Source organism: Pseudonocardia spirodelae (genome assembly GCF_037727765.1).
Classification (GTDB): Bacteria; Actinomycetota; Actinomycetes; order Mycobacteriales; family Pseudonocardiaceae; genus Pseudonocardia; species Pseudonocardia spirodelae.
Genome location: NZ_JBBJUP010000013.1, coordinates 1 through 13,119 on the forward strand (window position 1 = coordinate 1; position 13,119 = coordinate 13,119).

The following is a 13,119-nucleotide window of genomic DNA, read 5'->3' on the forward strand; positions in this document are numbered from 1 at the left end:
CGCCCATCTGCCTGACCTGGGAGCTCACCTACGCGTGCAACCTCGCGTGCGTGCACTGCCTGTCCAGCTCCGGGCGCCGCGACCCCCGCGAGCTGTCCACCGCCGAGGCCAAGGCGGTCATCGACGAGCTGCAGCGCATGCAGGTCTTCTACATCAACATCGGCGGTGGCGAGCCGACCGTGCGCCCGGACTTCTGGGAGCTGCTGGACTACGCCATCGCCCACGACGTCGGCGTCAAGTTCTCGACCAACGGCGTCAAGCTGGACAAGCAGCGGGCCGCCCAGCTCGCCGCGACCGACTACGTCGACATCCAGATCTCGATGGACGGCGCGACGGCCGAGGTCAACGACTACGTCCGCGGCCCTGGCTCCTACGACATGGCGATCACGGCGCTGGAGAACCTGGCCGAGGCCGGGTTCACGCACCCGAAGATCTCGGTCGTCATGACCCGGCAGAACGTCGACCAGCTCGACGAGTTCAAGGCGATCGCCGACAAGTACGGCGCCCAGCTGCGGATCACCCGGATGCGCCCGTCCGGCCGCGGCGCCGACGTCTGGGACGAGCTGCACCCGACCCAGGCCCAGCAGCGGCAGCTCTACGACTGGCTGGTCGCGCACGGCGACCAGGTGCTGACCGGTGACTCGTTCTTCCACCTGTCCGCCTACGGCGAGGCCCTGCCCGGGCTGAACCTGTGCGGCGCGGGCCGCGTGGTCTGCCTGATCGACCCGGTCGGCGACGTCTACGCCTGCCCGTTCGCGATCCACGAGAACTTCCTCGCCGGCAACGTCCGCGACGAGGGCGGCTTCAAGGAGGTGTGGGAGCACTCCGAGCTGTTCCAGGACCTGCGCCGGCCGCAGACCGGCGGGGCCTGCGCGTCGTGCGCGCACTACGACTCCTGCCAGGGCGGCTGCATGGCCGCGAAGTTCTTCACCGGGCTGCCGCTCGACGGCCCGGACCCGGAGTGCGTGCAGGGCTACGGCGAGGCCATGCTCGCCGCGCGCGACGGGGGGACCGTGATCCCGAAGTCCGACGTGGACCACTCGCGGTCCGCACCGCGCAACTCCCGGGCGCCCAAGCAGCCGACGATGCTGTCGCTGGCGCCGCCGCCGAGCCGCCCGGACCGGGCCTGCGACGAGAGCCCGCTCGCCGGGTTCACGCCGGACGCCGTCCCCGCCGCGCAGCCCGTCGCGGGGAGCTGAGACGGCACTGCTGACGGGGCCCGTCGACCTGCGCGGCCGACGGGCCCCGTCGCGTGTGCTGTTCGGGCCGCACGAGACGAACCTGGGGAACGCGGCCCGGGAGATCACCGGGGACCACGTCGCCTACTACGCGGCGCGGGCCGCGGGGGGTGCGGGCGTCGTCGTGGTGGAGCCGGCGTCGGTGCACCCGTCGGACCACCCCTACGCCTACGCCCCCGCCGCCCCGGCCGCGACGACCGGGTGGGCGGCGGTCGCCGCGGCCTGCCGGCCGTACGGGACCCTCGTGCTCGCCGGGCTCGCGCACGCCGGCGGGCAGGGCGGGTCCGCCCACTCCGGGCATCCGCTGTGGGCGCCGTCGCCGGTCCCGGACGTCGTGTCCCGCGAGATCCCCGTCGCGATGGGCGCCGCCGAGATCGACGCCGTGGTCCGCGGGTTCGCCGGGGCCGCCCGGTCGGCTGTGGACAGCGGTGTGGACGGTGTGGAGATCTCGGCCGGGCAGCACTCGCTGCTGCGCCAGTTCTGCTCCGGGCTCACGAACCACCGCGAGGACGCCCACGGCCGCGACCGTTCCCTGCTGCTGCGCGAGGTGCTCGACGCCGTCCGCGCCGCGGTCGGGCCGGACCCGGTGCTGTCGCTGCGCCTGTGCGTCGACGAGCTCGCCCCGTGGGCCGGCATCACCCCCGCCGACGGCGACGCGCTCGCCGCGGCCGTCGCGGACCGGGTGGACCTGCTCGTACCGGTCGTCGGCAGCGGCCTGTCGCCGGCCGCGACCCGGCCCGACCTGCACACGCCCGAGGCGTTCCTGCGCGCGCGCTGTGCCGGGCTGCGCCGGCGCCTCGGCGGGGCGACGGCGGTCGTCCTCGCCGGGAGCGTCGCGAGCCCCGCACTCGCCGAGGACGTCCTGAGCTGCGGCGACGCCGATCTCGTCGAGATGACGAGAGCGCAGATCGCCGATCCGCGCCTGGTCGCGCTGACCCGCGCCGGGACCCCGGAGCGGATCCGGCCGTGCCTGCTGACCAACGCCCTGGCCGCGGCCCGCGACCCGCGCAACCCCGTGGTCGGCGACGAGATGGAGCCGCGGTCGGGACACGAACGCACCGACCCGGAACCGGATCCGCCGCGTTCCGCGGATCGCGGCGCGGGGTCACGGCGGCGGGCGCTCGTCGTCGGTGGCGGCCCCGCCGGGCTCGAGGCGGCCCGGACCCTGGCCCTGCGCGGGCACCCGGTGACGCTGCACGAGCGCACCGAGCGGCTCGGCGGCCTGCTCCCCGCGGCGGCGGTGCTGCCCGGCCGGGACCGGCTCGCGCTGCCGGTGCGGTGGTGGGCCGCGGAGCTCGAGCGGCTCGGCGTGCGGATCCTGCTCGGTTCCGACGTGGACGGCGCCGCCCTGCGCGCGGCCCGCGAGCGCGGCGACGCGGTGGTGCTCGCGACTGGTTCCCGGCCGTCGGCGCCGGCGATCGACGCGGACGTCCCGGTGCTCGGTGCGGCGGAGCTCTGCGCGGGAGTGGCGCGGTCGGCCCGCATCGTCCCGGCCGCGGCCGGGCCCGGTGCCCCCGTGCGTACGGGGGCCGGTGGGGCTGCGGGTGTGGGCGATCCCGTCGCGGGCCCCGCCGCGGTCGCCGTGGTGCTCGGCGCCGCGGATGTTCCGCGGAACGCGCCGGTGCTCGTCGTCGACCCGCTCGGGGACTGGACCGGGCCGGGGGTCGCGGAGCTGCTCGCCGCCGCCGGGCATCCCGTGGTCCTGTCCACCCCGGACGCCGTCGCCGGGCACCAGCTCGGCCGCTGCGGCGACATGGCCGCGGCCAACGCGCGGCTGGAACGGGCCGGTGTCCGGCGCGCGCCGTTCACCCGGCCCGGGCGCGTGCGCGACGGCGTCGCCGAGCTGGTGGACGTCCACACCGCCGCCGTGACGACCGTGCCGTGCGCGGCCGTCGTCGACTGCGGGCCGCGGCTGCCGCAGGACGCCGTGGCGGCGCTGCCCGGCTGCCGGGTCGCGGGGGACCGGGTGGCGCCCCGGACACTCGCCGAGGCCGTGCGGGAGGGACGCCGCGCCGCTCTCGCCGCGGCGGACGCCGACGTGGCCGCGGGCGCCACGGGCGGTGCCGCCGCGGCGGCACCGCCGCGCCCGGCCGCGGCACCCCGCACACCCGCGCCCCGCACGAGCGCGGACCACCCGGCGCCCCGGCTCGGCGACCCCCTGCGCCTCGGCCGTGCCACGCTGCGCAACCGGATCGTCTTCACCGCCCACCTCACCGGCTTCGCCGAGGGCGGCGTGCCCACCGACCGGCACATCGCGTACTACGCGGCGCGGGCCGCGGGCGGCGCCGGTCTCGTGATCACCGAGGAGCACGCCGTGCACCCGGAGGACCGCCCGTACGAGCGGCTGATCCGCGGCCACGACCCCGCGGTGCTGCCCCGCTACCGCGCGCTGACCGACGCCGTCCACGCCCACGGCGCGCTCGTGCTGGCCCAGCTCAACCACAACGGCGCGCAGGGGTCGGGGATGTACTCGCGGGCCGCCGTCGTCGGTCCGTCGGCGCTGCCGGACCCGATGTTCCGCGAGGTCCCCGCGGAGCTGGACGCGGCCGGCATCGCCGGGGTCGTCGCGGCGTTCGCCGAGGTCGCCGCGCGCTGCGTCGAGGGCGGCTTCGACGGCGTCGAGCTCCAGTGCAGCCACGCGTCGCTGCTGCGGCTGTTCCTGTCCCCGGCCACCAACCGGCGCACCGACGCCTGGGGGCGGGACCGGGCGAAGCTGGTGCTCGACGTCGTCGCCGCCGTCCGGGCGGCCGTCGGCCCGGACCCGGTGCTGGGCCTGCGGATCGGCGCCGACGAGCGCATCGAGGGCGGTATCGGCCCCGCCGACGGCGCGGATCTCGCCCGGCGTCTCGCCGCGACCGGGCAGGTCGACCACCTCAACACCTCGATCGGCGTCGCCACCTCGACGCTGCACCTGATCGAGCCGTCCATGCACACCCCGCCGGGCTACGCCGGGCACCTCGCCGCGACGCTGCGCCGCGCCGTCCGCGCGGCGGGGTCGGCGATCCCGGTGATCGGCGTCGGCCGGTTCACCACGCCCGGGCAGGCCGCCGCCGCCCTGGAGCGCGGGGAGTGCGACCTCGTCGGCGTCGCCCGCGGCCAGATCGCCGACCCGGAGTTCGCGTCCCGGGCCCTGGCCGGACGGCCGGTGCGCCGCTGCGTGGGCTGCAACCAGGACTGCCTCGGCCGGGTCGGGCTGAACCTGCCGCTCGGCTGCGCGGTGAACCCCGCGGCCGGACGGGAGCGGCCCGCCGTCCCCGCGGGCGCCGCGGGGCACCGCCCGGGCGGCCCCCCGCGTCGCCGGGTCCTCGTCGCGGGGGCCGGGCCCGCGGGGCTCGCCGCGGCGGCCGCGCTGGCCCGCGCCGGCCACGAGGTGCTGCTCGCCGAGGCCGCCGACCGCCCCGGCGGCCGGCTGGCACTCGCCGCCACCGCCCCCGGGCGCGGCGAGCTCGGCCACGTCGTCGCCGACCTGCTGCGCGACGCCCGCGAGGCCGGCGCCGCGGTCCGGTACGGCACGCGGGTCGACGCCGCGCTCGTCGCCGCGCACGACCCGGACGCCGTCGTCGTCGCCACCGGGTCGGTACCGCGGCGCGACGGCGGCCCCGCGCTGCCCGTCGAGGACGTCCTGGCCGGCGCCCGGCTGCCGGACGGGCCGGTGCTCGTCGTCGACGAGGTCGGGTTCCACCACGCCACCTCGGTCGCCGAGCTGCTCGCCGCGCGCGGGCACGCGGTCGAGATCGTCACCGCGGCGCTCGTCGTCGGGCAGGACCTCGGGCTCACCCTCGACCGCGAGGGGTTCCGCCGGCGCGCGCACGCCGCCGGGATCGTCTGCCGCACCGACCTCGCCGTGCTCGCCGTGACCGGCGGGCCCGGCCGCGTCGTCGCCGAGCTGCTGCACCACCCCACCGGCCGGACCGAGCGGCGCACGGTCGCCGCCGTGGTCACCGCCGCGGCGCCGGTGGCGTGCACGCGGCTGTGGACCGGACTCGCCGCGACCGGGCGGGCCGTGCACCGGATCGGCGACGCGCTCGCCCCGCGGCGGATGGACGCCGCCCTCCGCGAGGGCGCCGCGCTCGCCCGCCTGCTCGGGTGAGGCAGGCTGGTCGCGTGCAGCTCGACGAGGTGACCTGGCCCGAGCTCGACGGCGGCGGCCCGTACACGGTGCTGCTCCCGCTCGGCTCGACCGAGCAGCACGGCCCGCACCTGCCGCTGGGCACCGACACCACGGTGGCGTCGGCCGTCGCCGCGGCGGTGCACGACGCGGACCCCGCGCTCGTCCTCGCCCCCGCGCTGCCCTACGGCGCGGCGGGGGAGCACGAGGGGTTCCCCGGCACCGTCTCGATCGGCGAGGACGCGCTGCGCACCGTGCTGCTGGAGTACGGCCGGTCGGTCTCCCGGTGGGCGTCGCGACTCGTCGTGCTCAACGGGCACGGCGGCAACGTCGGCGCCCTCACCGCGGCCGTGACCCGGCTGCGCCACGAGGGCCGCGACGCCGCCTGGCTGCCGTGCGCCGCCCGTGTCGCCGGGGTCCCGCTGGACGCCCACGCCGGCCGCTACGAGACATCGCTGCTGTCGCACCTCGCACCGTCGCAGGTGCGGATCGCCCGCGCGCAGGCCGGTGACACGCGTCCGCTGGACCAGGTCCTGGACGCGATGCGGACCGGCGGGATCGCGGCCGTCAGCCCGAACGGGGTGCTGGGCGACCCGGCCGGCGCCGGGCCGGACGAGGGGCGGGCGCTGCTCGCGGCCGTGGTGCGCGCCGCCGTCTCCGCGGTCGCCGCCTGGGACCCGGACCCCACGACCGGACGGCTCCGCCGGCCCCGCTGAGGAGCCCGTCCGCGTCGCTCAGGCGGTGTGCACCAGCAACGGGACGAGCTGCTCGGCCGTGGTGAACGAGCCGTGCTGGCCCGGCAGCGAGGACAGGAACGGCTCGGCCTGCGAGCGCACCACCGCAGCCGTCCCGTGCAGGGCGGCGACGACGTCGCCGATCCGGTCGGCCACCCGGTCCTCGACCGGGCCGAACCAGCCGTCGGCGACGGCCTGCTCCCGGGACACGACCGTCGCGTCGGCGCCGAGCACCGACCGCCAGGCGGCGAGCACGTCCGCCGCGGCGCCGGGACGGGTGTAGACGTGGCGGGCCCGCGGGTCACCGCCGAGCAGGGCGACCCCGTCGGCGAGCGCGGGGTCGTCGTCGGCGTCGACCAGCCGGTCGACGGTGACCATCCCGTGGTCGCCGGTGACCGCGAGCAGCGTCCCGGTCGGCAGCCCGTCGAGGACCGTGCCGAGCAGCGCGTCGACCATCCGCAGCTGCAGCCGCCACGGCTCGCTGCCCGGGCCGTACAGGTGCCCGACCTTGTCCAGGTCGGCGTGGTAGCTGTACACCAGCCGGGGGCCGGGTCCGTGGGCGCCGGCGAGGATCTCCGCGGCGAGGTCGCCCAGTGCGTGCACGCCGCGGTAGTCCCCGCCGCGCAGCCCCGAGCGGGTCAGCCCGGACGTGCGGAACTCCGCGGGCCCGACCGACGTGACCTCCACCCCGGCCGCGGCGGCCCGCTCCAGCACCGTCGGCGCGGGCTGCACGCGCTCGGGTGGCAGCGACTCGCGCAGGTCCCGCCGCCCGGCCGACCAGCTCAGGACGTCCATCAGCTCGCCGTCGACCCTCAGTCGCAGGCCCAGCGTGCCGTGGGCGCCGGGCGGCAGGCCGGTGCCCAGGCTGGTCAGGCTGATCGGTGTGGTGGACGGGAACCCGACGGTGAGCGGGCCGGCGTCGGCCAGCCCGGCCAGCACCGGGGCGTCCGCGGCGTGCGCGCGCAGCAGCTCGTGGCCCAGCCCGTCGACGAGCAGCAGCACCGCGGCCCGGGCCGGGGGCAGCGCGAACGCGGGCGGGCGCCCGCGCTCCGCGGCGCCGGGCGGGACACCGAGCGCGTGCAGCAGGGACGGCAGCACGTCGGCCAGCGTCGCCGTCCCGTAGCGGGGGAGAACGTCGTCCACGCGGTCGAGTGTGGGGCAGGCCGCCCCGTCCGGGTGGACCGGTGTCCTCGACCCGGCGCGGTCGCGGGTGCCAGGCTCGGCGGGTGACCGCCGCGCAGACCCGCCCCGACCGATCGAGCACCGGCGGGCGCGGCGGCCCGGCCGACCGCAGGCTCCCCGACGGCTTCCGGGTCCTGCTCGACCGCCGCACCCGGCTCCTCGACGGCGGCGCCGCACTGCTCGGCGGGGCCCCGCCCCGGCTGGTGCACCTGTCCGCCACGGCCCGCGCGCTGCTCCCGCCCCCCGGGCGCCCGCTGGTCGTGACCGGTCCTACCGCGCGCGCGCTCGCGCGCACCCTGCTCGACGCCGGACTGGCCAACCCGCTGCCCGCGGCCGTCCCCGCCGTCGGGCCGGGCGAGGTCACGGTGGTCGTGCCGGTGAAGGACCGGCCGCTGGACCGGCTGCTCGCGGCACTGGCCGGGACCGGTGTGGCCGGGCCGATCGTCGTCGACGACGGGTCGGCCGATCCGGGGCCGCTGCGGCGCGCCGTGCGCGCGGCCGGGGGGACGGTGCTGCGCCACGACACCCCGCGCGGGCCGGCGGCGGCCCGCAACGCCGGGCTGGCCGCCGCGCGCACGCCGTTCGTGGTGTTCCTCGACTCCGACGTCGTGCCCGAGCCCGGCTGGCTGCCGCCGCTGCTGGCCCACCTCGCCGACCCCGCCGTCGGGCTGGTCGCACCGCGGATCGTCGCGCTCGACCCGGGCGACGGCGGCGGCCCGCGCGGCGCCGTCGGCCGTTACGAGGCCGTGCGCTCCTCGCTCGACCTGGGGCCCGACCCCGCGCTGATCGTGCCGCGGTCGCGGGTCGCCTACGTGCCGAGCGCGGCGATGCTGGTGCGCCGCGACGCGGTCGGCGACCCCGCGTTCGACCCCGCCATGCACGTGGCCGAGGACGTCGACCTGGTCCTGCGCCTGCACGCCGCGGGCTGGGCGATGCGGTTCGAGCCGGCCTCGCGGGTCGCCCACGACCACCGGACGCGGCCCGGGGAGTGGCTGCGCCGCAAGGCGTTCTACGGCACCGGTGCGGCCCCGCTGGCGCAGCGCCACCCCGGGGCGGTGCCCCCGGTCGTCCTCTCGCCGTGGACGGCGGCGGTGTGCCTGCTGCTGCTCGCGCAGCGCCGGGGCGCCACCGCGGCGGCCGCCGTCGTCACCGCCGCGGCCACCGAGCGCCTGTCGCGCCGGCTGACCCGGCTCGAGCACCCGCGCCGCAGCGCCGCCCTGCTGACCGCGCTCGGGCTGTCCGGCGCGCTGTGGCAGTCCGCGTCCGCGCTGACCCGGCACTTCTGGCCCCTCGCCGCGGCCGGCTGCCTGGTGTCCGCGCGGATGCGGCGGGCGGTCGTCGCGGCCGCGCTGGCCGAGGGGCTCGCGGACTGGTGGCGCCACCGCGACCGGGATCCGCGGGTGCGGACCGGCCTGCCGGCCCACCTGCTCGCACACCGGCTGGACGACCTGGCCTACGGGGCCGGACTGTGGCGGGGCGCCCTGGCCCACCGGACGACGGCGCCGCTGCGCCCGTCCGGTCCCCGCACCCGCCGCTGACCCAGGCCAGGCTGCCCTGACCCGCACCGCCGGTACCACTCCGTCCGGGTTGGTCTGAACGGGTGATTCGTGTTGTGTCATGGATCCGTGTCTGCGGGTGGCTCTCGCGAAGCGGTTCCGCGGCTGCGGTTGCGTACGACCGATCTCCACCGTGACGTCGGCAACACGCCGTCCGACCCCCTCCCGGGCACCCTCCGGGCTCCTTGCACCCCTGGAAGATCGGGAGTGTGATGTGGGCGCGGCCACACGAGAGGGTGCGGCCGCGTTCCGGGCGCGCCGGTGTGGTCGCGACAGACAGGGCGACGGCGATCGGTGCTCCTCGGGTGATGTCCCCGGTATGACCCCGCGCTTCGGGCGTGCGTGGTCGCGTACGAGGAGTGAGAGTTCATGACAGAGGTCCGGGTCACCGTCGACGGCGTGAACTACGCCGACGACGTCGAGCCCCGCATGTTGCTCGCGCAGTACCTGAGGGAGACGCTGGGCAAGACGGGGACACTGATCGGCTGCGACACCAGCAACTGCGGTGCCTGCACCGTCCATCTCAACGGGCAGAGCGTGAAGTCCTGCTCGGTGCTCGCGGTCCAGGCCGACGGCGCCGAGGTCACGACCATCGAGGGCCTCGCCCGCGACGGTCAGCTGCACCCGGTGCAGGAGGCCTTCCGCGAGTGCCACGGCCTGCAGTGCGGGTACTGCACGCCGGGAATGATCATGGCAGCGGTGGACCTGCTCGGGGACAACCCCGACCCGTCCGAGCAGGAGGTCCGCGAGGGCATCGAGGGCAACCTCTGCCGCTGCACGGGCTACCAGAACATCGTGCGCGCGGTGCAGACCGCGGCGCAGAACATGAAGCCGGGGGCCGCGCAGCCCACCGGCCAGGCCGCCCCCGTTGCGGGAGGTAACTGACGTGACGACGACCGCCGAGCCCACCACGACCGGCGAGATCGGCAAGGCACGGGTCCGCAAGGAGGACCAGCGCCTCATCACCGGCCGGTCGCGCTACACCGACTCCATCACCCCGCCGGGGACCGTCCACATCGCGGTCGTCCGTTCGACGATCGCGCGGGCGACCATCACCTCCATCGACAAGTCCGAGGCCGAGAAGGCCCCGGGCGTGTTCGGCGTCTACACCGCCGCGGACCTGGGCGCGGAGGAGGTCGGCCTGCCCTGCGCGTGGCCGATCACCCCGGACCAGAAGGCCCCGCAGCGCCCGGTGCTGGCCGTCGGCCGCGTCAACTTCTCCGGTGAGGGCGTCGCCGTCGTCGTCGCCCGCTCGGCCGCCGCCGCCCGCGACGCCGCCGAGCTCGTCGAGGTCGACTACGAGCCGCTCGACCCGGTGCTCGACATGGAGGCCGCTGCGCAGGACGGGGCCGAGCTCGTCCACCCGGACCTCGGTACCAACGTCTCCGCGACCTGGGTCTTCGACTCCGGCCAGGCCGGCACCGGCGGCGACGTCGCCGAGGCCATCAAGGCCGCCGAGGCCGACAGCGACTCCGTCGTCGTGCGCCGCCGCTTCCGCCAGCAGCGCCTGATCCCCGCGTTCATGGAGCCCCGCTCCTGCGTCGTGGACCCGACCGGCGAGCAGCTCACCATCTGGGCCGCGACCCAGGTGCCGCACATCCTGCGCACCATGACCACGGTGACCCTCGGGGTCCCGGAGTCCAAGCTGCGGGTCATCGCCCCCGACGTGGGCGGCGGCTTCGGCGGCAAGATCGGTGTCCTGCCCGAGGAGATGCTCTGCGTGCTGCTCGCGCAGAAGCTGGGCAAGCCGGTCAAGTGGACCGAGACCCGCAGCGAGTGCATGCTCACCGCGCACCACGCCCGGGACCAGATCCAGGACCTCGTGATGACCGCCAAGAAGGACGGCACCATCACCGGGTTCGACGTCCACCTCTACGCCGACATGGGCGCCTACCTGGGCCTGGTCGGACCGGGTGTGCCGATCCTCGGCGCGTTCATGTTCAACGCGATCTACAAGATCCCGGCGCTGAAGTTCACCTGCTCCAACGTCTTCACCAACAAGACGCTGACCGACGCCTACCGCGGCGCCGGCCGTCCCGAGGCGACCTTCGCCGTCGAGCGCATGCTCGACGAGCTGGCCGTCGAGCTCGGCCGCGACCCGATGGAGCTGCGCGAGCAGAACTGGATCTCGCACGAGGAGTTCCCGTTCACGACCGTCGTGGGCCTGACCTACGACACCGGCAACTACGAGCAGGCCACGCAGCGCGCGATGGAGCTGTTCGACTACGCCGGCCTGCGTCGTGAGCAGGAGGAGCGCCGGCGGAACAACGACCCGGTCCAGCTGGGCATCGGCATCTCGACCTTCACCGAGATGTGCGGCCTCGCGCCGTCGCGCGTGCTCGGCTCGCTGGACTACGGCGCCGGCGGCTGGGAGGCGGCCAACGTCCGCATGCTGGCCACCGGCAAGGTCGAGGTCACCACCGGTGCCTCCGCCCACGGCCAGGGCCACGAGACCGCGTTCTCGCAGATCGTCGCGGACAAGCTGGGCGTGCCGTTCGAGGACGTCGAGATCCTGCACGGCGACACCCAGGTCGCCCCGAAAGGCCTCGACACCTACGGCTCGCGCTCGCTGGTCGTCGGCGGCATCGCGATCGTCAACGCCGCGGACAAGGTCATCGAGAAGGCGAAGAAGATCGCCGCGCACCTGCTCGAGGCCTCCGAGGACGACCTCGAGTTCGGAGGAGGCCAGTTCACGGTCAAGGGCACCGACAAGGGCAAGGCCATCCAGGAGATCGCGTTCGCCGCGTTCATGGCGCACGACTACCCGGAGGGCATGGAGCCGTCGCTGGACTCCGACGCCGTGTTCGACCCGGAGAACTTCTCCTACCCGCACGGCACCCACCTGTGCGCGATGGAGGTCGACACCGAGACCGGCCGGGTCGCCCTGCGCAAGTACGTCTGCGTGGACGACATCGGCAACGTCATCAACCCCCTGATCGTCGAGGGCCAGGTCCACGGCGGTCTCGCCCAGGGCATCGCGCAGGCGCTGTTCGAGGAGGCGAACTACGACGACCAGGGCACCCTGGTGAACGCGACGTTCGTCGACTACACCGTGCCCTCCGCGGCGGACCTGCCGAGCTTCACGACCGAGACCGTGTCGACCCCGTCGACCACCAACCCGCTCGGTGTGAAGGGCGTCGGCGAGGCGGGCACCATCGCCTCGACCCCGGCGATCCTCAACGGCGTGCTGGACGCGGTCCGCCACCTCGGTGTCGACGACATCGAGATGCCGACCACCTCCCAGCGCGTCTGGCGGGCGCTGCAGGTCGCGAAGGGCCACTCGGTCCAGGAGACCCCCAGCGACACCCACTCGCCCGGTGCCGGTCTCGGCTCGATCGACCCGAACAACCCCAAGGGAGAGGTCCAGTGATCCCGGCGAAGTTCGACTACGTCCGGCCGTCCTCGGTCGAGGAGGCCGTGTCGGCCCTCCAGTCGGCCGGGGAGGACGCCAAGATCCTCGCCGGCGGGCAGAGCCTGCTGCCGGTGCTGCGCCTGCGGATGGCCGCACCGAGCACGATCATCGACCTCGGGGGGATCCCCGAGCTCAAGCGGATCGGCGAGGACGACCAGTACGTGATGGTGGGCGCCATGGCCACCCACCACGAGGTCATGCGCAACGACCTGGTCACCCGGCACGTCGAGCTGATCGCCCAGGCCACCGAGACCGTCGCGGACCCGCAGGTCCGCCACCGCGGCACCCTGGGCGGCGCGCTCGCGCACGCCGACCCGGCCGGTGACCTCGGTGCGGCGGCACTCGCGCTGGACGCCGAGTTCGTCATCCTCGGCTCCGGCGGGACCCGTCTGGTCACCGCGCAGGACTTCTTCCAGGACTACTTCACGACCGCGATCGGCGAGGGCGAGATCCTCACCATGATCCGGTTCCCGAAGTACACCGGCTGGAAGAGTCACTACGAGAAGTTCAACCGGGTCGCCCAGGCGTGGTCGATGGTCGCCGTCGCCGTCGCGCTGAAGGTGGACGGCGGGACGATCTCCGAGGCCCGCGTCGGGCTCACCAACATGGGGAGCACGCCGATCCGGGCGACCGGTGTCGAGCAGGCCCTGGTGGGCAACGCCGCCGGTCCGGACGTCGCGAAGGCCGCGGCGGAGCACGCCCTGGAGGGCACCTCCGCTCCGAGTGACGCCGACGCCGCCGCCGACTACCGTGAGCACCTGGCGAAGGTGCTCACCGGTCGTGCGGTGCTGGCCGCAGCCGGCTGACGAACCGAAGTAGCACGCCGACGCCGGCGCCGGACCCGGGATCATCTCGGGGCCGGCGCCGGTGCTCGTTCGAGGAGGCTTGG

General features: G+C 75.9%; 8 protein-coding genes. 7 read left to right on the top strand and 1 reads right to left on the bottom strand.

The window, feature by feature from the left end:
* From mftC to mftE, 3 genes are all read left to right on the top strand, one after another.
* A partial coding sequence (gene mftC / locus WJX68_RS16350; RefSeq protein ID WP_340291751.1) for a mycofactocin radical SAM maturase occupies positions 1–1,199 on the top strand: 1,199 nt, incomplete at its 5' end.
* 55 nt (positions 1,200–1,254) lie between these two features.
* Entirely contained in the window at positions 1,255–5,328 is a 4,074-nt protein-coding gene (locus WJX68_RS16355; RefSeq protein WP_340291753.1) for an oxidoreductase, read from the top strand.
* A 14-nt stretch (positions 5,329–5,342) separates the two neighbouring features.
* Positions 5,343–6,062 (top strand): mycofactocin biosynthesis peptidyl-dipeptidase MftE, encoded by a 720-nt coding sequence (mftE, locus tag WJX68_RS16360; RefSeq protein WP_340291755.1) that lies wholly within the window; start codon positions 5,343–5,345, stop codon positions 6,060–6,062.
* A gap of 18 nt (positions 6,063–6,080) precedes the next feature.
* Here the strand turns inward: mftE and WJX68_RS16365 are convergent, their stop codons facing one another.
* Positions 6,081–7,223, bottom strand: coding sequence for an alkaline phosphatase family protein (locus tag WJX68_RS16365; protein ID WP_340291757.1), 1,143 nt, complete (start codon positions 7,221–7,223; stop codon positions 6,081–6,083).
* Between the two features lie 83 nt (positions 7,224–7,306).
* On the opposite strand from WJX68_RS16365, the gene mftF reads away from it, so the two are divergent.
* From mftF to WJX68_RS16385, 4 genes are all read left to right on the top strand, one after another.
* Positions 7,307–8,800 (top strand): mycofactocin biosynthesis glycosyltransferase MftF, encoded by a 1,494-nt coding sequence (gene mftF / locus WJX68_RS16370; RefSeq protein ID WP_340291759.1) that lies wholly within the window; start codon positions 7,307–7,309, stop codon positions 8,798–8,800.
* Positions 8,801–9,187: 387 nt separating this feature from the next.
* Entirely contained in the window at positions 9,188–9,703 is a 516-nt protein-coding gene (locus WJX68_RS16375; RefSeq protein WP_340291761.1) for a (2Fe-2S)-binding protein, read from the top strand.
* A 1-nt stretch (position 9,704) separates the two neighbouring features.
* Entirely contained in the window at positions 9,705–12,188 is a 2,484-nt protein-coding gene (locus WJX68_RS16380) for a xanthine dehydrogenase family protein molybdopterin-binding subunit (protein ID WP_340291763.1), read from the top strand.
* Positions 12,185–13,036, top strand: coding sequence for an FAD binding domain-containing protein (locus tag WJX68_RS16385; protein WP_340291765.1), 852 nt, complete (start codon positions 12,185–12,187; stop codon positions 13,034–13,036). The genes WJX68_RS16380 and WJX68_RS16385 overlap by 4 nt, the downstream gene beginning before the upstream one ends.
* Positions 13,037–13,119 lie beyond the last annotated feature (83 nt).